This window comes from Acidovorax sp. JHL-3, assembly GCF_000526295.1.
GTDB classification, from domain to species: domain Bacteria; phylum Pseudomonadota; class Gammaproteobacteria; order Burkholderiales; family Burkholderiaceae_C; genus Acidovorax; species Acidovorax defluvii.
In genome coordinates this window covers 1,046,470-1,066,169 of record NZ_JAFU01000001.1, presented here as the reverse complement: position 1 = coordinate 1,066,169, position 19,700 = coordinate 1,046,470, and the positions used below count along the sequence as shown (strand labels likewise).

The following is a 19,700-nucleotide window of genomic DNA, read 5'->3' as shown; positions in this document are numbered from 1 at the left end:
GCGCAAGCCACCATGGTTGGAAAAAAGCAAAAGCAGCGCAAACGGCCTGGGCCCGGACCATGCGCCAAGCACAAGCACAGCCGCGAGCACTGTGCGTGCAATTATTATCAAAATAGCCTCCGGCGCAATACCATAAAGCACTATTAGCTACAAATTGCGTAGCAACTGGCGTTTGCCCCCTCGACAGACGGATTGCCCGCCGCACAATGGTGCGCAGACCCTTTTCTTGTTTCGCGCAGCGCCGCAGTCCGCTTTCATCCCATGAGTGACACCACGTTTGACTACATCATCATCGGCGGCGGCACGGCCGGCGCCCTGCTTTGCAACCGCCTGAGTGCCGACGGCCGCAGCCGCGTGCTGCTGATCGAGGCCGGCCGCAAGGACGACTACCACTGGATTCATATTCCCGTTGGCTATCTCTACTGCATTGGAAATCCACGCACCGACTGGCTTTACAACACCGAGCCCGACGCCGGCCTGAACGGCCGCACACTGCGCTACCCCCGCGGCAAAACACTGGGCGGCTGCAGCAGCATCAACGGCATGATCTACATGCGCGGTCAAGCCCGCGACTACGACCAGTGGGCCCAACTGACGGGCGACGACAGCTGGCGCTGGGACAACACCCTACCCTATTTCCGCCGGCACGAGGACCACTGGCGTCTGGACCAGCCTGACGGTGTGAACGAGAATTTCAAGCGCCTGCACGGTAGCAAGAGCACCGGCGGCACGGGCGAATGGCGTGTGGAAAAGCAGCGCCTGCGCTGGGATGTGCTCGATGCCTTTGCCCAGGCTGCGCAGCAGGCGGGGATTCCGGCCACCGAGGATTTCAACGGTGGCAACAACGAGGGCGTGGGCTACTTCGAGGTCAACCAGAAAAATGGCTGGCGCTGGAACACCGCCAAGGCCTTTTTGCGCCCCACCTGCTACGGACGCCCCAACTTCGAGATGTGGACCGCCGCCCAGGCGGCCAAACTCCTGATCGAGACGCAGCCGGACGGTAGCCGCCGCTGCACCGGCGTGCAGGTGTGGGACGGCCATGAGATGGTCACAGCCCGCGCCACGCACGAGGTCGTCCTGAGCGCCGGCGCGGTCAATTCGCCCCAATTGCTGCAGCTGTCGGGCATCGGCCCCGCAGCGCTACTGCGCCAGCATGGCATTGACGTGGTGCACGACCTGCCCGGCGTGGGCGCAAACCTGCAAGACCACCTGCAGATCCGCACCGTGTTCAAGGTGCAGGGCGTGGAGACACTCAACACCATGGCCAACTCGCTGTGGGGCAAGGCCAAGATCGGACTGGAATACGCCCTCAAGCGCAGCGGACCCATGAGTATGGCGCCCTCGCAGCTGGGCGCCTTCACGCGCAGCAGCCCCGACCAGCCCTGGCCCAACATCGAATACCACGTGCAACCGCTGTCGCTCGATGCCTTTGGCGAGCCGCTGCACAGCTTTCCGGCCTTCACGGCGAGCGTGTGCAACCTCAACCCCACGAGCCGGGGCACTGTGCAGGTCAAGAACGCAGATTTCAAGGCCGCACCGGCCATCGCACCCAACTACCTGAGCACGCCTGAAGACCGCCAGGTGGCCGCCGACAGCCTGCGCGTCACACGCCGCATCGTGACCCAGCCCGCGCTGGCCAAATACCAGCCTGAAGAATGGAAGCCCGGCGTACAGTTTGAGAGCGACGAAGACTTGGCTCGGCTGGCGGGCGACATTGCCACCACCATCTTCCATCCCGTGGGCACGACCAAGATGGGGCGCGATGGCGACCCGATGGCGGTGCTGGACTCACAGCTGCGTGTGCGCGGCATTGACAGCCTGCGCGTGGTGGATGCGGGCGCCATGCCCACCATCACCAGCGGCAACACCAATTCGCCCACGCTGATGCTGGCCGAAAAGGCCTCCGAGTGGATCCTGCAGGCACGCAAGGCGGCCTGCGGACACTGAGAATCTCCCGGTTCCTGCGGCCTCATGCATACACAGCCGCTGGCAGTGAGACCCTGAACACCCGCGGTTTCAGCGGATTCCACCCACATACCGCGGCACCTCGGGCGACGGCGCGATGCGCTGGCGCACTGCCTGCGTGGCCACGTCCAGTAACGGGCGGCGCTCCGCGCCGGGTGGGGCGGCATGGATGGCGTGGTCCAGGCGTGCAGCCCACTCGGCCAATTCGGGCTCGCCGTCTTCCTGTGCACGCTGGCGGGCAAAGCGCACGATCTCCAGGGCATATGCGGCATTGACCGCCATCCACTCGGTGTCGGTCACGCGCCCCGTCTTGCGGCGCAGCAGCACATGCAGGTGGGCAGCAATGGCAAGCTTGTCGGCTTCAGACATGGCACAACCCTTCAACCCGCCAGGCGCTCGCGGTGCTGTGCGATGTCCAGCCCGGTCTGCTCGCTCTGAGCATCCACACGCAGGCCCATCGCAAAGTTGATGACCCACAGCAGCGCGGCCGTCACCACCAGGCTGTAGGCCATCACCGCGCCTACACCAATGGCCTGGGTGAACAGGCTGGCTTGCACGCCCCCCACGGTTTCGCTGGCCAGCACGCCCGTCAGTAACGAGCCCACGATGCCGCCAATTCCGTGCACACCAAATACATCCAGCGAATCATCGGCACGGAGGAGGCGCTTGAGCCCGGTTGCGCCCCAGTAACACGCAAGGCCTGCGACCAGGCCGATCACCACCGCAGAGCGCAGCGTGACAAAGCCTGCAGCGGGCGTGATGGCCACCAATCCCGCCACCAGGCCCGAGCAAAGACCCAGCAGGGATGGCCGCCCCCGCACCACCCATTCGCCCAGCATCCACGACAAGGCACCCGCCGCCGCTGCCAGGTGGGTGACGGCCATCGCCAAGCCGGCACGCCCGTCCGCCGCCACGGCAGAGCCCGCGTTGAAGCCAAACCAGCCCACCCACAACATGCCCGCGCCCGCCATGGTGAGCCCCAGGTTGTAAGGCTCGAAAGGCTCTCGGCCATAGCCCGTGCGGCGGCCGAGGAACCAGGCGCACACCAGCCCTGCAATGCCCGCGTTCACATGCACCACCGAGCCGCCAGCAAAATCCAGCGCACCCATCTGGGCCAGCCAGCCGCCGGGCTCCCACACCCAATGCGCCACGGGGGCATAGACCAGCAAGCTCCAAAGACCGACAAAGATCAACATGGCAGAAAACCGCATGCGCTCGACCAACGCGCCCACCAGCAACGCTGCGGTAATGATGGCAAACGTGAGCTGAAACATGGCGTACACCGACTCAGGGATATGCGGAGCTACATGACTCACAGCCAGCCGTCCTTGTGCCAGCTGGAAATCGAGTCCCGTGAATCCCATGCGGTCAAAACCGCCGAGCCAGGCGCTGCCCGGCGTAAATGCCAGCGAATACCCCGCCGCAAACCACAACAGGCTGACCAGTGCCGCAATGGCAACCACGCTGGCCATGGTGTTGAGCACGTTCTTGCGGCGCACCATGCCGGCATAAAAAAGTGCAATGCCCGGAAGCGTCATGAGCAGCACCAAGACGGTGGAAGTCATCATCCAGCCAGTGTGTGCCGCACTCACGGTGTTGTGGTCGACCAGCGCGGGGCGCGTTGGTGGCTTCGCAACATCAGCCACGCCCACCTGTGCTGCCTGTGTCGCGTTAGGTGGCGCGGTCAATGGCCCCGTTTGCGCCATTGCACTGATGCACAACCCCAGACCCAGCGCCAATATCACCATCAACCGCTGCATGAATGCCCGCATAGAGATTCCCTTTCGCAAATTGTTACGAACGCATTGCACGAGCCATGCCAGCCGGCGGCCTCTTTTCAAGGCAAAAGCGCTTCTGAATCGCTGCAAAGGGGTGCGGGAAACTCCCAATGCACCATCGAAGTGCAGCCATTACAGTTGCCCCACTCGAAAGCGCGCTCCGGTGTGCCAAGCGAGGGGCCCGAGGAGACATCTTTTCTACCAATAACCAAATTTAAAGCACCCAACGAGGTGCATCCTTTTATAAGCGCTGGCGATCCCAGCGCTTTTTTCTTGCCCATTTTCTGTGCGCAGCACCGGAACCACGGGGCAAGCAATCACGAAATTGATAGCACTCACGGTGCGAAAATCCTGGGATGGAATGGATTTTTATTACCCTGGCCTCGCTGCTCGCAGGTTTTGTGGACGCGATCGTGGGCGGTGGGGGGCTGGTTATGGTTCCAGCGCTGTTTGCGGCTTTTCCGGGCGCGCCACCGGCCACGCTGCTGGGCACCAACAAGGCCGCAGCGGTATGGGGAACGGCCATGGCCACCTGGCAATACGGTCGGCGTGTGCAGATACGCTGGTCTGCCATGCTGCCTGCTGCAGCGGCCGGATTCATGGGCGCATTCGCCGGCGCGTGGGCTGTCACGGTGGTGTCGGCAGATTTTCTGCGCAAGCTGCTGCCACTCGTCTTGCTGGGCGTGCTGGTCTACACACTCGCAAAAAAAGAGTTGGGACGACACCACAAGCCCCGCCATGAGGGGCGGGCCGAAGTGCTGATCGCCAGCCTGATCGGTACGCTCATCGGTTTTTATGACGGTTTCTTCGGCCCCGGTACCGGCAGCTTCTTTGTTTTTCTGTTCGTGCGCCTGCTGGGCTATGACTTTCTCAACGCATCAGCGTCGGCCAAGCTGCTCAATTGCGCCACCAACATCGCGGCCATTGCGCTCTTTGCCGCCAAAGGCCATGTGTGGTGGCACTTCGCCGTGACGCTGGCGGTGGCGAACATCGTGGGAAGCCTGCTGGGCACGCACATGGCGCTCAAACACGGCACCGGCTTTGTGCGCGGCATTTTCATCGTGGTCGTAAGCACTTTGATTCTCAAGACGGGCTACGACGCCTTCCTGCGCTGAAACCCCACCGGCCACACACAGCGTCCACTGCGCCGCGGCCGGGGGGCAGGGTTGTCCGCTATAGGCGTTGTGGACTGGGCGCCATTTATAATTGCGGCAGATTTGTGACGCCCACCATCTTTGGGTACTATCATTTCCTTGGCTCCGGTTGCGTGACCCGCAAGCCGGATTTTTTGTATCTGCACCACCCCACGACAGGATTCCTCCATGAAATTCTTCAAGGTCATCGCATCTACCCTGGCACTGTGTGCTGCTTTTTCCATACAGGCCCGCTCCCTCGATGACATCAAGAAGAGTGGCAAGATCATTGTGGCCACCGAAGGACAGTTTGCGCCCTTCAACTACTTCAAGGGCACCACCCTGACGGGTTTCGAGGTGGAAGTGGCAGAACTCGCCGCCAAAAAGATGGGCCTGAAAATTGAATGGAAAACCATCGGTTTTGACGCCCTGCTGACCGGCCTGAAGCAGGACCGCTGGGATCTGGTGATTGCATCGCACGGCGTGACCGAAGAACGCGCCAAGGCCGTAACGTTCACCGCTCCGCACTACTGCTCTGGCGGCATGGTGATCGCCATGGACCCTGCCATCCGCAGTGCCAAGGACCTGGCCGGCAAGACCGTTGCAGTGCAGACCGGCACCAGCTATCTGGAAAACGTCCAAAAGGTCACAACGATCAAGGAAATGAAGAACTTCCCCACCGATGTGGATGCACGCAGCGCGCTCACCTCGCGCCGGGTGGACGCCTGGGTGACCGACCGTTTCGTGGCCAAGGAAGTGGTGGCCAAGAACCCCACTGCGGGCCTCAAGCTGGGTGAAATGGTGTTCATCGAGCGCATCGCCTCAGCAGTTACCAAGGGCAACCAGCCCCTGGCAGACGCATGGTCCAAGGCCCTGGCCGAAACCATGGCCGATGGCAGCTACGCCGCCGTGTCCAAGAAGTACTTCAACGAAGACGTACGCTGTAACTGAGAACGGGGGCTCCGGCCCTCTCTGATCCATGCTCATTGCCCTTTGGCCGCGCCACTGGAGCCGCCAGCAGCGCAGCAACGCTACGCTGGTTGCGGCTCTGGTCCTCATGGTGGTCATGCTGGCCCTTCTCGGCCAGATACTCTCCCTGTTCCCCGAACCCATTGGCTCCAACGCACAGGCGTTTTCCGATGGCGCACGCACCACACTGTGGCTCACGCTGATCAGCGGCACGGTGGGCCTGATCCTGGGCACCGCTGCGGCGCTGGCGCGCACCGCCCGCTGGATCGGCTTGCGCTGGCTGTCGGGTTTTTATATCTGGGCGATTCGCGGAACACCGCTGCTGGTCCAGATCCTGTTTGTTTACTTCGCGCTTCCGGTGCTGGTGCCGGGCCTGAATCTGCCTGACTTTGCCGCCGCCGTGGTGGCGCTGGGCCTGAACGTGGGCGCCTACAACGCCGAGGCTATCCGCGCGGGCCTGCTGGCGGTGCCCCGGGGCCAGACCGAAGCCGCGCGTGCGCTGGGCCTTGGCCGGGGCCATGTGTTTTTCGATGTGGTGTTCCCGCAGGCTTTCAAGATATCGCTGCCGCCCCTGGTCAGCAATTTCGTGGCGCTGCTCAAGGATTCTTCACTGGCCTATGCCATTGGCGTGGTGGAACTCACCAATGTGGGCAACCGCATCCAGTCGGCAACGTTTCAACCCATTGCCACCTTGACCACGGTAGCCCTGACTTACCTGCTGCTGACCACGCTGGTGACCCAGCTATCCAACGCCATCGAACACCGGTTTGATGTGGAAGGACGCATCCAATGACCGCCACGACGCCGTACATCGTGGCAGAGAATGTCTGCAAGACTTTTGGCACGAACCAGGTGCTGAAAGAGGTGTCCACGCATTTCAACACTGGTGAGGTCACGGTCATCATTGGTGCATCTGGCTCGGGCAAAAGCACCCTGCTGCGTGCCATCAACCGGCTGGAACCGCATGACAGCGGCACCATCCGCATCGGTGGCGTGCCCGTCACGGACGATCCCCGCACCCTGCAGCAGCAGCGCTGCGAAGTGGGCATGGTGTTCCAGCAGTTCAACCTGTTTGGCCACATGAGCGCACTCGACAATGTGGCGCTGGCCCCAAGGCGCCTGCGCCATCTCTCGAGAGCCCAGGCCAACGAGCAGGCAATGACGCTGCTGCGCCGTGTTGGCATGCAGGACCATGCACACAAGTACCCTTGGCAACTGTCCGGTGGGCAGCAGCAGCGCGTGGCCATTGCCCGCGCCCTGGCCATGGCGCCCAAGGTGATGCTGTTTGATGAGCCCACCTCGGCCCTGGACCCCGAGATGGTGCAGGAGGTGCTGGATGTGATGCGCGAATTGGCGCGTGGCGGCATGACCATGATCGTGGTGACCCATGAGATGGGTTTTGCGCGCGAGGTGGCAGACCGGGTGCTGTTTTTCGACAAGGGCCGCATTGCCCACGACGCGCCCCCCGCGGAGTTCTTCAACAACCCGGGCAATGACCGTATCCGCGCCTTCATTGGCCGGATGGGTGCTTGAGCCTCCCACGCCCAGCCAGAACTGCCCGCAAAACGCCCCGCCGCGCGGGCCTCGTTTCTTTGCCGCTCCTGGATCCTCAGCGCATTGGCCTGGTGTCCCGAATTGAACGTTCGCTTCATAAAGATGCCGGGAATCGTCGCCATGCTGCGTTGCACATCCTCGCGGTAGCTGCGGGTATCGCTGCGGTTTGCACCTTGCCTGACGACGATTTCGACATCTTTGCTTCTTCAACGAACTTCCAACCCAGGACACTCACCGGTGCGCGTGCCGGGCACCATTCCATTTTTTATGCGTTCTGAACGTTTTGGCCTTTGGGCCCTGTTGGTCGTCACCGCAGTGTGGGGAACCACCTTCCCTGCCATGAAGTTGCTGTCGGCGCACCTCGATGCCCTGCAGATCATCTGGCTGCGCTTTGCCCTGGCACTTCTGGTGCTGGCCCCGCTGTGGGTGGGCATGCGGCCCAAGGAACGCCTGTGGGGTTGCGCACTGGGGCTGCTGCTGTTTGTGGCGTTCTGGCTCCAGATTGAAGGCCTTGCGCGCACCAGCAGCAACCGCAACGCGTTTGTCACCGGGCTCAATGTGCTCGTGGTGCCGTTGATCGCCATGGCAGTCCTCGGGCGCCGATATGGCTGGCGCCTTTGGGCGGCCTGCGCCATGGCGTTCGCAGGCATGGCCTTGATGTTCCACGAGAACGATCCCTGGAATCTGGGCGATTCGCTCACGCTGGCCAGCACGGTGTTCTATGCCATCTATATCCTGGTACTGGAAGAGTGCTCACGCCGCACATCCGCACACCCCCTGCGTGCCACGCGCATGGCAGCGGCTCAGGCAACCGTGATGTGCGTGGCCGCCACCGTACTGCTGCTGACACGCGATGGCAGCATGAACTGGGTGCAATCGCTGGGCAGCCTGCAGACGCCGAGCTGGCTGGCGCTGGTTTACCTGGGCTTTGTGGCCAGCGTGGTGGTGGTGACGCTGCAGGCCTGGGGCCAGCAGCGCGTGGATGCCATGCGCAGTGCCATCGTGTTCGGGCTGGAACCGGTTTTCGCCGCCCTGACCGCCTGGGTGCTGCTGGGCGAAAGCCTAGGATGGTCTGGACTGAGTGGTGCGGCCATGATTGTGGCGGCTCTGGTTTTCAGTCAGCTCCGGCCGCCTGCGCAGACCAGGGGGACCCCGGCCTAGTCAAGCCTGCGCAGCAACAGAATATTGAGAGAAATCCGGCTGTAAGGCTTATGGAATAAGCGCAACCAGCTATCATTATTGACAATTCTATGGCGCCAACAGCGGAACATCAGCGGCAGCACGCGGCTTGCCGATAGGGGCGGAAGCCTGCCCCTTCTGCACGGCAGCAATGTCGGCCTCGCTGGGATACTCCCCCATCAACCAGTAGTCAAACACCCTGCGCGCGATGGGAGCTGCGTGCGCGGCGCCAAAGCCGGCGTTCTCGACGATCAGTGCCAGCGCAATCGTCGGGGCTTCGGCAGGAGCGAACGCCGTGAAGAGCGAATGGTCGCGCTGGTGCTCCTCCAGCGCCTTGGCGTTGTAGCGCACGTTTTGCCCCAGGCTCACCGCCTGTGCCGTACCGGTCTTGCCCCCCGATGTGTAGGGCGCCCCGGCAAACACGCGGGTGCCCGTACCCCCCTTGTTCACTGCCACCATCGCATTGCGCACGATTTCCACGTTTCTTGGTAGATAGCCCAGGTTTTCGCCCGGTGGCTGGGGTATCTCGGTGATCGCCCCGGTGACCGAATTCTTCACGGCCTTGGCCATGTGCGGGCGATAGCGGGTTCCACCGTTGACCATGGTGGCCTGCGCCGAAGCCAGCTGCAGCATGGTGAAGTTGTTGTAGCCCTGCCCGATGCCCAGCGACACGGTCTCGCCCGGGAACCAGCGCTTCATATCGGCGCGCTTGTAGGCATTGCGCTTCCATTCGGTGCTGGGCAGCGTACCGCGCACCTCTCCATTGAGGTCCACACCGGTCGCCTGGCCAAAGCTCAGCGGCTTCATGAAATCGTGAATGGTATCGACGCCCATCTCTACCGCCAGCGAGTAGAAATAGGTATTGCTTGAAAACTGGATGGCCCGGTGCATGTCCACGCCACCCAGACCCCCTTCGTGGCTGCGAAAGGTGTGGCCGCCAAACGTGTATGAGCCCGGATCGTTCACCACCAGACTGGCCGACCGTTTGCCCAGTTGCAGCGCGGCGAGAGCCATGAAGGGTTTGTAGGTTGAACCCGGCGGGTAGGTGCCCCGCAAGGCGCGGTTCAGCAGGGGCTTGTCGATGGATTCATTGAGCGCGGCCCAGTTTTCTACGTCGATGCCCTCGACAAACAGGTTGGGATCGAACTTGGGCATGCTCACCAGTGCCAGGATCTCGCCGTTGCGGGGGTCGATGGCGACCAGCGCGCCACGGCGGGTGCCATACAGATCCTCGACAAGTTTCTGCAGCTTGATGTCAATCGACAGCATCACGCTGTCGCCCGGCGTGGCCGCACGGCTCGACAGCTTGCGCACGGCCCGGCCTCCCGCAGATGTCTCCATCTGCTCCACGCCCGTAGTGCCATGCAATGCCGCTTCGTAGCTTTGCTCAATGCCCAGCTTGCCGATGTGCTCGGTGCCACGGTAGTTGGCCTCGTCTTCTGAGTCCTGTATCCGGCTTTTCTCCGCCTGGTTGATGCGACCGATGTAGCCAATCGCATGGCTTGCCACGTCGCCCAGCGGATAGTTGCGAAAGAGCCGCGCCTTGATGTCCACCCCAGGAAACCGGTAGCGCTGCGCCGCGAAGCGGGCCACCTCTTCGTCCGTCAGTCGGGTGCGAATGGGCAGCGACTCGAAATTGCGCGACTCCTCCATCAATCGCTTGAAGCGTCTGCGATCCCGGGTCTGGATCTCCACGACCTTCGACAGCGCATTGATGGTGTCGTCCAGCACACCCGCCCGCGCAGGTGTGATTTCGAGGGTGTACGCCGAATAGTTGGTGGCCAGCACCACACCATTGCGGTCCAGAATCAGGCCCCGGTTGGGAACGATGGGAACGATCGCGGTGCGGTTGCTCTCGGCCTGCGCGGCAAGGTCTTCGTGCCTCACCACCTGCAAGAAAAGCAGACGTGCCACGATCAGGCAGAACGCCAGAAAAACCACCGCGCCAATCACCAGCACACGCGTACGAAACCGCGCGGCATCCGCATCGACGTTGCGCAATTCCGTCATGCCATCCGCCCATTGCGTGCCGACGAACCGAACGCGCACCCCGCGGCACGCAATGCTTCACCGTTTGACAGGACGCAGGTCGTCTTGCTCAAGGAGGGCCTCACAGGGGTCGATTCTGGTCACGATCCGGCGGGCGGCGCTGCGGCGCCAACAGCACCCAGCTGGCCAGAGGCCAGAGCAAGGCCTCCAGCACGGGCGCGATCAGCCCCCAGAATCCCGGGAAAACCCCGCCACCGACCATGCGCAGCAAAAGCTCCACCACGTGGGCCATCAAAAACAGGGGAAACACCTGCAATGCCTGGGACGGAACGCTGAACCACAGCAGACGGCGGTGCATGGCCATCGCGCCAAACGACAGCACCGTGTAGGCCAGGGCATGCTGGCCCAGCCAGGACGACTGGTGCACATCCATGCAAAGACCCAGCACGAATGCAATGCCCATGCCGATGCGCTGGGGCTGGTGCACGACCCAGAAAGCCAGCAGCAGCATCAGGATGTCGGGTGTCCAGACCACACGCCCAAGCGGCAAAAAATTGATCGCCAAACCCACCAGCAGGCTGACGACAATAAAAACGGGATTGACTGGCAGCAGCAAAGGCTGCCCGCGCGGCATGATCATGGCGCGAGTTCCTTGGACCTGCCGGGCCTGCAATTCATCACTTGGAATTTACCTTCTTGCCAGGGGGCGGCGACACGGGCTCGGGCAGCTTCGACAAAGGCTCTGTCATTGGTTTGAGCAGCATCACATGGCGAGCCCCCTGCACCTCGGCAATGGGCACGCAATAGATACGTGCGAATGCCGAGTCGGCCCTTCGCTCGACACGCACCACCTTGGCGACGGGCAGACCCGGGGGGTATAACCCGTCCACTCCGCTCGTGGTGAGCAGATCACCCTCTTGAATGTCGGCGCTCGACGGCATGAAACGCAGTTCCATACCGCCGCCATGGCCCGCCACCGGATCGCCATACGCGACACCGCGGACACCGGTGCGAAGGTTCAGCACCGGGATGGCCTGATCGCGGTCAATCAGCAAGGTGACCTCACTCACGAACGGGTGCACGCGTGTGACCTGGCCCAGCACACCCTTTTCGTCGAGCACTGGCGAGCCCAGTTCGACCCCTGCCACCTGGCCCTGGTCCACCACCACACGACGCGTATAGGGATCGGCGGTGTCATACAGCACCTGCGCTGCCTGGGCGGGTGTTTCCAGCCTGGCCCGCAGGTCGAGCAGCTGACGCAAGCGCGCATTTTCCTGCATCAACTGCTCGGTCTGCATGGAGCGCTGCGACATCAACGCCATCTGCTTGCGGGCCGCATCGGCGTCATCCTGGGCCGTCTGCAGGGACTGAAAGTAACCGCTGCCCTGGGCAATGAACTGGACCGGCTGCAGCATCACCCATTGCACCGGGTAAAGCACAGCGGCCACCACCTGGCGCAGCGCGCCCGTGATCTGAAAACGCGCGTCCGCCACCATCAAAAACAGCGCCAACGCGCTGTAGAGAAGCAGCCGTGAAAGGGCGGATGGCCCTTGTTTGAACATTGGCGGCGCGCTGCGCTCAAGTGTTCCGAGCGGCATGGCACATGGTGGTTGTCAGACGGGGCCGCACGACCGCCGACCCGCGGATGCGTGCCGATATGGCATGGGTGCGAGCGCAGTCAGTCATGCAATGGAGAACAGTGTGCGACCTGTGCAGACACAGGTGTTCCGTCTTACTCGCTGGTAAAAATGCTGCCCAGGCGATCCATGCGCTCCAGCGCAATGCCGCAGCCTCGCACCACGCAGGTCAGGGGGTCTTCGGCTACCAGCACAGGCAGGCCGGTTTCCTCGGCCAGCAGGCGATCCAGGTCGCGCAGCAGTGCGCCGCCGCCGGTGAGCATCATGCCGCGCTCGGCGATGTCGGCGCCCAGCTCAGGCGGGGTCTGCTCCAGCGCGTTCTTGACGGCAGAAACAATCTGGTTGAGCGGCTCGGTCAGTGCCTCAAGCACTTCGTTGCTGGAAATGGTGAAACTGCGGGGCACACCTTCGCTGAGGTTGCGGCCACGCACTTCCATTTCACGCACTTCGGAGCCAGGAAAGGCCGAACCAATGTTCTTCTTGATGGCTTCGGCGGTGGGCTCGCCGATCAGCATGCCGTAGTTGCGGCGGATGTAGCTAATGATGGCTTCGTCGAACTTGTCGCCGCCTACACGCACACTGCCTTTGTAGACCATGCCGCCCAGCGAGATCACGCCCACTTCAGTGGTGCCGCCACCGATGTCCACCACCATGGAACCGCTGGCTTCGGACACGGGCAAACCTGCGCCGATGCCGGCGGCCATGGGTTCTTCAATCAGGTAGACGGCCGTAGCGCCTGCAGCCTCGGCCGCGTCCTTGATGGCGCGACGCTCGACCTGGGTGGAGCCGCAGGGCACGCAGATGATGATGCGCGGGCTGGGGGTGAACAGCGTGCGCGGGTGCACCATCTTGATGAACTGCTTGATCATCTGCTCGGTGATCACGAAGTCGGCAATCACGCCGTCTTTCATGGGCCGGATGGCTTCGATGTTGCCAGGCACCTTGCCCAGCATGGCCTTGGCCTCACGACCGACGGCCTGAATCACTTTCTTGCCATGGGGACCACCCTCGTGGCGAATGGCAACAACGGAGGGCTCATCAAGCACAATGCCTTTGTCGCGGGCGAAAATCAGCGTATTGGCTGTGCCAAGGTCAATGGCGAGGTCGGTGGAGAAATACCGGCGGAAAGCTCCGAACATTCAAAAATCCTCTCAGGCACGGCATGCACTTCGGCCTGCCGTCGCCGGGTGTGTCAGGGAGTGGGTGGGGGTCAGATATCGCTTTTTTCGCACAATGACCGGCAGTCAAGAGGGTATTGCGGCAAAGCCGGGATAATACCCCATCCCCTGTGAATAACTCTCTTCGGTTTGACCCGGATCACAGGTTTACATCTGGTTTCCCACGAGTTTTCCTTTATGGCACTGACACCCCAGGACATCGGTCGCATCGCCAATCTGGCACGGCTGGAACTGAACCCCTCCGAAAGTGAGCGCATGCTGACTCAGCTGAACGGCTTCTTTGACATTGTGGAAAAGATGCGGGCTGTGGACACATCGGGGCTCACGCCCCTGGCGCACCCTGTCGCCACCATCCAGGACGTGGCACTGCGGCTGCGCGAGGACGTGGCCAGCGAGCCCAACCAGCGCGAAGCCAACCAAAAGAGTGCACCCGCGGTCGAACGCGGCCTGTTCCTCGTTCCCAAAGTGATCGAGTGAGACCTGAATGACCACTTCCCCCACCAAAGCCCTGCACGACCTGGGCGTTTCAGAACTGGCCGCAGGCCTGCGCGCCAAGCAATTTTCTGCCGCCGAAGCCGCCCAGCATTTCCTGGCCCGCGCCAAGGTGCACCAGCGCCTGGGCGCATTTGTGGCCATGAACGAAGACGCCACACTGGCGCAAGCGCAAGCCGCTGATGCCCGCATTGCCGCTGGCACGGCGGGCGCGCTGGAAGGCGTGCCGATTGCGCACAAGGACATCTTCGTCACGCGCGACTTCCCCAGCACCGCTGGCTCCAGAATGTTGGCGGGTTACCAGTCACCGTTTGACGCCACCGTGGTCACCCGGCTGGCCAAAGCCGGCGCCCTCACGCTGGGCAAGCTCAACTGCGACGAGTTCGCGATGGGCTCGGCCAACGAAAATTCGGCCGTTGCCCCGGTGGGCTTCGAGGCCCCCGCGCCGGTCCGCAATCCCTGGGACACCAGCCGCATCCCCGGCGGCTCGTCGGGCGGCAGCGCCGTCGCCGTGGCTGCGCGCCTGGCCCCGGCGGTGACGGGCACCGACACCGGCGGCTCGATCCGCCAGCCCGCATCGTTTTGCGGCATCACCGGCATCAAGCCCACCTACGGCCGCGCCAGCCGCTACGGCATGATCGCCTTCGCCTCCAGCCTCGACCAGGCCGGCCCCATGGCCCGCAGCGCCGAAGACTGCGCCCTGCTGCTGTCCGCGATGTGTGGCCCCGACCTGGACCGCGATTCCACGTCGCTCGATGTGCCCGCCGAAGACTACAGCCGTTCGCTGAACGACTCTCTTGAAGGTCTGCGCATCGGCATACCTGCCGAGTTTTTTGGCGAAGGCCTGGCGCCCGATGTGCGCGCCGCCGTGAATGCCGCACTGAAGGAATACGAAAAACTCGGCGCCACGCTGGTACCCATCAGCCTGCCCCGTACCGAGCTATCCATCCCGGTGTACTACATCATTGCCCCGGCCGAGGCCTCGTCCAACCTCTCGCGCTTTGACGGCGTGAAGTTCGGCCACCGGGCCAAGGACTACACCGACCTGGTGGACATGTACAAGAAGACCCGCGCAGAAGGCTTTGGCGACGAGGTCAAACGCCGCATCATGATCGGCACCTACGTGCTTTCGCATGGCTACTACGACGCTTACTACCTGCAGGCGCAGAAAATCCGGCGCATGATCGCTGACGACTTCCAGAACGCCTTCAAGGAATGCGACCTGATTGCCGGCCCGGTAGCGCCCACCGTGGCCTGGAAACTGGGTGAGCATGGCAACAATCCGCTGGCAGACTACCTGGCAGACATCTTCACACTGCCCGCCTCGTTGGCTGGCCTGCCCGGCATGAGCGTGCCAGCCGGTTTTGGCGAGGGTGGCATGCCCGTTGGCCTGCAGCTTATCGGGAACTACTTTGCGGAAGCCCGCCTGCTGAACGCCGCCCACCGCCTGCAACAGGCCACCGATTTCCACCTCCGCCAACCCGGAGGTCTGTGACATGACCAGCAAATTGATCCACGGCTACGAAGTCGTCATCGGCTTTGAAACCCACACCCAGCTCGCCACGCAGAGCAAGATTTTCAGCCGCGCACCCACGGCCTTCGGCGCCGAGCCCAACACCCAGGCCTGCGCCGTGGACCTGGCCCTGCCCGGCACCCTGCCCGTAATGAACCGCGAGGCGGTGGCATGTGCTATCAAATTGGGACTGGCACTCGGCTCCCATATTGCGCCAGTGAGCATTTTTGCCCGAAAAAACTACTTCTACCCTGATCTGCCCAAGGGCTACCAGATCAGCCAGTTTGAGATCCCGGTCGTGCAGGGCGGCGAGGTCGAATTCTTTCTCGGTGACGAGAAGAAGACCGTGCGCCTGGTGCGCGCCCACCTCGAAGAAGATGCGGGCAAATCGCTGCATGAAGACTCAGCACTCGGAGGTGGGGGCCAAAGCGGCATCGACCTGAACCGCGCAGGCACGCCGCTGCTGGAAATCGTGACGGAGCCCGACATGCGCTCGTCCGACGAAGCCGTGGCCTACGCCAAGGAGCTGCACAAGATCGTCACCTGGATCGGCATCTGCGACGGCAACATGCAGGAAGGCAGCTTCCGCTGCGACGCCAACGTGTCGGTGCGCAAGCCCGGTGCCGCTTTAGGCACGCGCCGCGAGATCAAGAACCTGAACTCGTTCAAGTTCATGCAGCAGGCCATCGACTACGAGATCCGCTGGCAAATCGAGCAAATCGAGGACGGCCACGCGATCCAGCAGGCCACCGTGTTGTTCGACCCCGACACGGGCGAAACACGCGCCATGCGCACCAAGGAAGATGCGGCGGATTACCGCTACTTCCCCGACCCCGATCTGCCACCGCTGCACATTTCAGAGCAGTGGGTGCAGGAACAAAGGGAGTTGATGGCCGAATTGCCCCGCACCATGGCCGCGCGCTTTGTCGCGGACTATGGCCTGCCTGAATACGACGCCACCACGCTCACACAAAGCAAGGCCATGGCGGGCTATTTTGAGGCGGTGGCCAAGGCCTGCGGGCAGGCGAAGCTGGCCAGCAACTGGATCATGGGCGAGGTGTCACGGCGCCTGAACACGGGCGAAATCGGCATCGAGAAAGCCCCCGTCACGGCAGTACAACTGGCCGCGCTGATCGGCCGGATCGCCGATGGCACGATTTCCAATAACGCCGCCAGGCAGGTGTTCGACGTGTTGTGGGCCTGCGAATCTGCCGATGTGGACGCCATCATCGAGTCCAAGGGCCTCAAGCAGATGAACGACACCGGCGCGCTGGAGAAAATTGTCGACGAGGTCATTGCCGCCAACGCAGACAACGTGGCGCAGTTCCGTGCGGGCAAGGACAAGGCGTTCAATGCGCTGGTGGGCCAGATCATGAAGGCCAGCAAGGGCAAAGCCAATCCGCAGCAGGTCAACGATTTGCTGCGGGCACGGCTTGCCGCTTAGTTTCCACGTTGGATACGGCTTTTTGAGAGCCCCAGTGCCGTTCAGGCCAGGCTCGTCGAAACCCTTCGACGAGCCCAGGGCGAGCGGTTCAATCGATATCGGGCCAGATCAACAGGGCAGGCAAAGCAGGGGGTACACAAGCCTGCGGGTGCCGCCTTTCAGCGCGCTGCGGCTGGCAGCAATACCTCGGAGGCGGGTGCGGCGGGCGCCATCTGCGTCGCCCACAGCCTGCGCAGTTGCGCCAGCTCGGCGTCAAACCGCTGGTGGATGCGGCGCTTTTCCAGATCCTGATTCGCCACGAAGCGCTGTTGCTCAGCCATGCCGTCCTCGTTTTCGGCGATCTTGCGGCGCAGCGCCATGGGGGCCTTGGCAGGATCCCGCAAGTAAAACTCCATCTCCGTATCCAGCGCCTTGCGCTGCTGCTGCAGTTCTGCCATGCGCTTTTCGGCAATGGCGGTGACGTCGTCCAGCAGCTGGATGGCGGCGGCGCGCTCTACATCGTGGGCCGCCTTGTCTGGATAGCGTGCCGTAAGCACCCGCTCACGGCGGCGCTCTTCTTGCTGGCGCGTACGCTCTTCGGCCTCCTTGCGGCGCTGCACTTCCAGCGCCGCGCGCTCCTGTTCGGTGAGCGAGGGGCCAATCTGGCGGCGCACGGTGCCCGTGGGGCCCAGTTCCCGCTGTTCGCGGTCCAGGCATTCAGCAATGGGACGGTCGGCCGTCAGGCGCCGCCCCTGGCGATCGACACAGGTGTAGATGCTGCCAGTGTTGGACTGCTGCGCCCACGCGCAAGGCCCCACCAGGCTGGCAATTGCCCCCACTCCCATGATCCACGCCCATTTGCTCAACTGGATGACCCTTCGTTGACTCCATACCGCTGGCGATAGGCCAGTACCCGTTCGTGGTGTGCGCTCATCTCCACCCCGCCCTTTTGGGAGAGATACAGCAATAAGTCTGCCAGCGTTGCAATGGCACACACCTGCATGCCCAGTTGCTGGCGCACATACTGCACGGCACTGTGCTCGACGTCCTGGCCATTCTCGGTGGCTTTTTCCTGACGGTCCAGCGCTATAGCGACGGCATGTGGCACGGCGCCGGCCGCGCGGATGATGGCAATCGACTCGCGTGCAGCAGTGCCGGCCGACATCACGTCGTCAATGATCAACACCCGGCCCTTGAGCGGCGCCCCCACCAGCGTGCCGCCTTCGCCATGGTCCTTGGCCTCTTTGCGGTTGTAGGCAAAAGGCACATTGCGCCCCTGCCGCGCCAGTTCCACGGCCACCGTGGCAGCCAGGGGAATGCCCTTGTAGGCCGGGCCAAACACCATGTCGAACTCGATACCACTGGCCAGCAGCGCTTTTGCATAAAATTCTGCAAGACGGCCCAGCTTGTCCCCGTCGTCGAAGAGGCCCGCGTTGAAGAAGTAAGGACTCAGACGCCCCGCCTTGGTCTTGAACTCCCCAAACCGCAGCACGCCCGCCTCGACAGCAAAACGGACAAAATCCTGCGCCAGACGGCCCTGCTCAGGGGTGTGCGCGCCAACATTCACCATGGGAATTCCTTGTTCAAGTTAACCAGCCTCAATCTCAACGGCATCCGATCGGCCACCACCAAGGGCGTTGAACGCTGGATCGAAGCCACGCGGCCGGATTGTATTTGCGTGCAGGAGGTGAAGGCCCAGGCGGCCGACATCGCCACGCGCTTCGAGCAGCTTGCCGGAATGCAGGGGCATTTCCATTTCGCCGAGAAAAAAGGCTACTCGGGTGTCGGCATCTACACGCGCCATGAGCCCAGCGACATCATCACCGGCTACGGCTCGCCCGAGTTCGATGCCGAGGGCCGCACCATCGAACTGCGCTTTGACACACCCGCGCGCAAGCTGTCCATCATCAGCGCCTATTTCCCCAGCGGATCTTCGGGCGAAGAGCGCCAGCAGGCCAAGTTCCGCTTTCTGGACACCTTCCACCCGCACCTCATGGCCACCAAGGGTGCACGGGAGTTCATCCTGTGCGGCGACATCAACATCGCGCACCAGCAGATTGACCTGAAGAACTGGCGCAGCAACCAGAAAAACAGCGGTTTCCTGCCCGAAGAACGCGCCTGGATGACAAAGTTGTTACACACAACTGACCCCGATGGCGGGCTGGTAGACGTTTACCGTCAGTTACAACCGACCGCAACCGACACCGCCTACACCTGGTGGAGCAACCGCGGCCAGGCCTATGCCAACAACGTAGGATGGCGCCTGGACTATCACTTGGCGACAGCCGGCATGGCGGCGCTGGCGCGCGAAGTCTCCATCTACAAGACGGTGAGGTTTTCGGATCACGCGCCGATCACGGTGGACTACGACTTCGATCTCTGACAGGTCGCTCGACTCACCGAAAAACTTTGAAACTCAGTGGAATAGACAGCCACCGCCGTGCGTCTATGCAGTGTCTTCTCCACTCTTCCTTCAAAGGACTCCCATGAACAAGCACCTCGTCTCGACCCTCGTTCTCGCCATCGCCGCCGCATCCGCCGGCCTCGCCCAGGCGGCCGCTCCCGTGAAGACGGCCGGCGGCATGCTGGTCAACACCAGCGGAATGACGCTCTACACCTTCGACAACGACACGGCGGGCAGCGGCAAGAGTGCCTGCAACGGCCCGTGCGCCGGACTGTGGCCGCCGTTGATGGCAGAAGCGGACGCGAAGCCTGAAGGCGACATGACCATCGTCGCGCGCGACGACGGCACCAAGCAATGGGCCTACAAGGGCAAGCCGGTGTACCTGTACAAGTCCGACATGAAGGCCGGCGACATGACCGGCGACAACTTCAAGAACGTCTGGCACGTCATCAAGCCCTGATCGACCAGAACCGCAGAGAGCACGAC

20 protein-coding genes are annotated in these 19,700 nt (G+C 62.7%); 12 read left to right on the top strand and 8 right to left on the bottom strand.

Going from position 1 to position 19,700, the window contains the following annotated elements; all coding sequences use genetic code 11:
* Positions 1-261 precede the first annotated feature (261 nt).
* The gene (locus K226_RS0104875) at positions 262-1,947 is read left to right on the top strand and encodes a GMC family oxidoreductase (protein ID WP_024813748.1); all 1,686 of its coding nucleotides are present in this window, start codon (positions 262-264) and stop codon (positions 1,945-1,947) included.
* A gap of 69 nt (positions 1,948-2,016) precedes the next feature.
* On the opposite strand, the gene K226_RS0104870 is transcribed toward K226_RS0104875, so the two are convergent.
* Both K226_RS0104870 and K226_RS0104865 read right to left on the bottom strand, forming a co-directional pair.
* Complete coding sequence (locus K226_RS0104870; RefSeq protein WP_024813747.1) at positions 2,017-2,334, bottom strand: hypothetical protein; 318 nt, start codon at positions 2,332-2,334, stop codon at positions 2,017-2,019.
* A gap of 11 nt (positions 2,335-2,345) precedes the next feature.
* Positions 2,346-3,737: an ammonium transporter gene (locus tag K226_RS0104865; RefSeq protein ID WP_024813746.1), complete on the bottom strand. Its 1,392-nt coding sequence runs from the start codon at positions 3,735-3,737 to the stop codon at positions 2,346-2,348.
* A 362-nt stretch (positions 3,738-4,099) separates the two neighbouring features.
* Between K226_RS0104865 and K226_RS0104860 the strand changes: the two genes are divergently transcribed.
* The 6 genes from K226_RS0104860 (at position 4,100) to K226_RS0104840 (ending at position 8,560) form a co-directional block, all read left to right on the top strand.
* Positions 4,100-4,858: a TSUP family transporter gene (locus K226_RS0104860; protein ID WP_024813745.1), complete on the top strand. Its 759-nt coding sequence runs from the start codon at positions 4,100-4,102 to the stop codon at positions 4,856-4,858.
* A 207-nt stretch (positions 4,859-5,065) separates the two neighbouring features.
* Positions 5,066-5,827 (top strand): ABC transporter substrate-binding protein, encoded by a 762-nt coding sequence (locus K226_RS0104855; RefSeq protein WP_024813744.1) that lies wholly within the window; start codon positions 5,066-5,068, stop codon positions 5,825-5,827.
* A 28-nt stretch (positions 5,828-5,855) separates the two neighbouring features.
* The gene (locus K226_RS0104850; RefSeq protein WP_024813743.1) at positions 5,856-6,638 is read left to right on the top strand and encodes an amino acid ABC transporter permease; all 783 of its coding nucleotides are present in this window, start codon (positions 5,856-5,858) and stop codon (positions 6,636-6,638) included.
* Positions 6,635-7,378 (top strand): amino acid ABC transporter ATP-binding protein, encoded by a 744-nt coding sequence (locus K226_RS0104845; RefSeq protein WP_024813742.1) that lies wholly within the window; start codon positions 6,635-6,637, stop codon positions 7,376-7,378. Before K226_RS0104850 ends, K226_RS0104845 begins: the two co-directional genes overlap by 4 nt.
* Before the next feature lie 92 nt (positions 7,379-7,470).
* Complete coding sequence (locus tag K226_RS19995) at positions 7,471-7,677, top strand: hypothetical protein (RefSeq protein WP_162150975.1); 207 nt, start codon at positions 7,471-7,473, stop codon at positions 7,675-7,677.
* On the top strand, positions 7,667-8,560 hold the full coding sequence (locus tag K226_RS0104840; protein WP_024813741.1) for a DMT family transporter: 894 nt from the start codon (positions 7,667-7,669) through the stop codon (positions 8,558-8,560). Before K226_RS19995 ends, K226_RS0104840 begins: the two co-directional genes overlap by 11 nt.
* Before the next feature lie 87 nt (positions 8,561-8,647).
* On the opposite strand, the gene mrdA is transcribed toward K226_RS0104840, so the two are convergent.
* From mrdA to K226_RS0104820, 4 genes are all read right to left on the bottom strand, one after another.
* Positions 8,648-10,588 (bottom strand): penicillin-binding protein 2, encoded by a 1,941-nt coding sequence (gene mrdA / locus K226_RS0104835; RefSeq protein WP_024813740.1) that lies wholly within the window; start codon positions 10,586-10,588, stop codon positions 8,648-8,650.
* Between the two features lie 100 nt (positions 10,589-10,688).
* Positions 10,689-11,207, bottom strand: a complete 519-nt coding sequence (gene mreD, locus K226_RS0104830) for a rod shape-determining protein MreD (RefSeq protein WP_024813739.1) — start codon at positions 11,205-11,207, stop codon at positions 10,689-10,691.
* A 37-nt stretch (positions 11,208-11,244) separates the two neighbouring features.
* Complete coding sequence (gene mreC / locus K226_RS0104825; protein WP_024813738.1) at positions 11,245-12,165, bottom strand: rod shape-determining protein MreC; 921 nt, start codon at positions 12,163-12,165, stop codon at positions 11,245-11,247.
* 134 nt (positions 12,166-12,299) lie between these two features.
* Positions 12,300-13,343, bottom strand: coding sequence for a rod shape-determining protein (locus K226_RS0104820; RefSeq protein ID WP_024813737.1), 1,044 nt, complete (start codon positions 13,341-13,343; stop codon positions 12,300-12,302).
* A gap of 216 nt (positions 13,344-13,559) precedes the next feature.
* Between K226_RS0104820 and gatC the strand changes: the two genes are divergently transcribed.
* From gatC to gatB, 3 genes are read left to right on the top strand one after another with little or no spacing between them, the layout of a single operon-like run.
* A complete protein-coding gene (gene gatC / locus K226_RS0104815) occupies positions 13,560-13,859 on the top strand; it encodes an Asp-tRNA(Asn)/Glu-tRNA(Gln) amidotransferase subunit GatC (RefSeq protein ID WP_024813736.1) in 300 nt (99 codons plus the stop codon).
* A 7-nt stretch (positions 13,860-13,866) separates the two neighbouring features.
* Positions 13,867-15,369, top strand: coding sequence for an Asp-tRNA(Asn)/Glu-tRNA(Gln) amidotransferase subunit GatA (gene gatA / locus K226_RS0104810; protein ID WP_024813735.1), 1,503 nt, complete (start codon positions 13,867-13,869; stop codon positions 15,367-15,369).
* A gap of 1 nt (position 15,370) precedes the next feature.
* Entirely contained in the window at positions 15,371-16,831 is a 1,461-nt protein-coding gene (gene gatB / locus K226_RS0104805; protein WP_024813734.1) for an Asp-tRNA(Asn)/Glu-tRNA(Gln) amidotransferase subunit GatB, read from the top strand.
* Between the two features lie 158 nt (positions 16,832-16,989).
* Here the strand turns inward: gatB and K226_RS0104800 are convergent, their stop codons facing one another.
* Together K226_RS0104800 and pyrE are read right to left on the bottom strand one after the other, a co-directional pair.
* Positions 16,990-17,655, bottom strand: a complete 666-nt coding sequence (locus K226_RS0104800) for a hypothetical protein (RefSeq protein WP_051463514.1) — start codon at positions 17,653-17,655, stop codon at positions 16,990-16,992.
* Positions 17,656-17,672: 17 nt separating this feature from the next.
* Positions 17,673-18,380, bottom strand: a complete 708-nt coding sequence (pyrE, locus tag K226_RS0104795; protein WP_024813732.1) for an orotate phosphoribosyltransferase — start codon at positions 18,378-18,380, stop codon at positions 17,673-17,675.
* Positions 18,381-18,389: 9 nt separating this feature from the next.
* Here pyrE and K226_RS0104790 point away from each other — a divergent pair, with 9 nt between their 5' ends.
* Together K226_RS0104790 and K226_RS0104785 are read left to right on the top strand one after the other, a co-directional pair.
* Positions 18,390-19,193 carry an exodeoxyribonuclease III gene (locus K226_RS0104790; RefSeq protein ID WP_024813731.1) on the top strand — a complete coding sequence of 268 codons (804 nt, stop codon included), beginning with the start codon at positions 18,390-18,392 and terminating at the stop codon, positions 19,191-19,193.
* A gap of 103 nt (positions 19,194-19,296) precedes the next feature.
* Positions 19,297-19,674 carry a lipoprotein gene (locus tag K226_RS0104785; protein ID WP_024813730.1) on the top strand — a complete coding sequence of 126 codons (378 nt, stop codon included), beginning with the start codon at positions 19,297-19,299 and terminating at the stop codon, positions 19,672-19,674.
* Positions 19,675-19,700: the final 26 nt, after the last annotated feature.

What these genes read in the sequence shown, in the direction of transcription:
- K226_RS0104875 (WP_024813748.1), top strand. Translation starts at nt 262, where the DNA reads ATGAGTGACACCACGTTTGACTACATCATCATCGGCGGCGGCACGGCC.
- K226_RS0104870 (WP_024813747.1), bottom strand. Translation starts at nt 2,334, where the DNA reads ATGTCTGAAGCCGACAAGCTTGCCATTGCTGCCCACCTGCATGTGCTG.
- K226_RS0104865 (WP_024813746.1), bottom strand. Translation starts at nt 3,737, where the DNA reads ATGCGGGCATTCATGCAGCGGTTGATGGTGATATTGGCGCTGGGTCTG.
- K226_RS0104860 (WP_024813745.1), top strand. Translation starts at nt 4,100, where the DNA reads ATGGAATGGATTTTTATTACCCTGGCCTCGCTGCTCGCAGGTTTTGTG.
- K226_RS0104855 (WP_024813744.1), top strand. Translation starts at nt 5,066, where the DNA reads ATGAAATTCTTCAAGGTCATCGCATCTACCCTGGCACTGTGTGCTGCT.
- K226_RS0104850 (WP_024813743.1), top strand. Translation starts at nt 5,856, where the DNA reads ATGCTCATTGCCCTTTGGCCGCGCCACTGGAGCCGCCAGCAGCGCAGC.
- K226_RS0104845 (WP_024813742.1), top strand. Translation starts at nt 6,635, where the DNA reads ATGACCGCCACGACGCCGTACATCGTGGCAGAGAATGTCTGCAAGACT.
- K226_RS0104840 (WP_024813741.1), top strand. Translation starts at nt 7,667, where the DNA reads ATGCGTTCTGAACGTTTTGGCCTTTGGGCCCTGTTGGTCGTCACCGCA.
- mrdA (WP_024813740.1), bottom strand. Translation starts at nt 10,588, where the DNA reads ATGACGGAATTGCGCAACGTCGATGCGGATGCCGCGCGGTTTCGTACG.
- mreD (WP_024813739.1), bottom strand. Translation starts at nt 11,207, where the DNA reads ATGATCATGCCGCGCGGGCAGCCTTTGCTGCTGCCAGTCAATCCCGTT.
- mreC (WP_024813738.1), bottom strand. Translation starts at nt 12,165, where the DNA reads ATGCCGCTCGGAACACTTGAGCGCAGCGCGCCGCCAATGTTCAAACAA.
- K226_RS0104820 (WP_024813737.1), bottom strand. Translation starts at nt 13,343, where the DNA reads ATGTTCGGAGCTTTCCGCCGGTATTTCTCCACCGACCTCGCCATTGAC.
- gatC (WP_024813736.1), top strand. Translation starts at nt 13,560, where the DNA reads ATGGCACTGACACCCCAGGACATCGGTCGCATCGCCAATCTGGCACGG.
- gatA (WP_024813735.1), top strand. Translation starts at nt 13,867, where the DNA reads ATGACCACTTCCCCCACCAAAGCCCTGCACGACCTGGGCGTTTCAGAA.
- gatB (WP_024813734.1), top strand. Translation starts at nt 15,371, where the DNA reads ATGACCAGCAAATTGATCCACGGCTACGAAGTCGTCATCGGCTTTGAA.
- K226_RS0104800 (WP_051463514.1), bottom strand. Translation starts at nt 17,655, where the DNA reads ATGGGAGTGGGGGCAATTGCCAGCCTGGTGGGGCCTTGCGCGTGGGCG.
- pyrE (WP_024813732.1), bottom strand. Translation starts at nt 18,380, where the DNA reads ATGGTGAATGTTGGCGCGCACACCCCTGAGCAGGGCCGTCTGGCGCAG.
- K226_RS0104785 (WP_024813730.1), top strand. Translation starts at nt 19,297, where the DNA reads ATGAACAAGCACCTCGTCTCGACCCTCGTTCTCGCCATCGCCGCCGCA.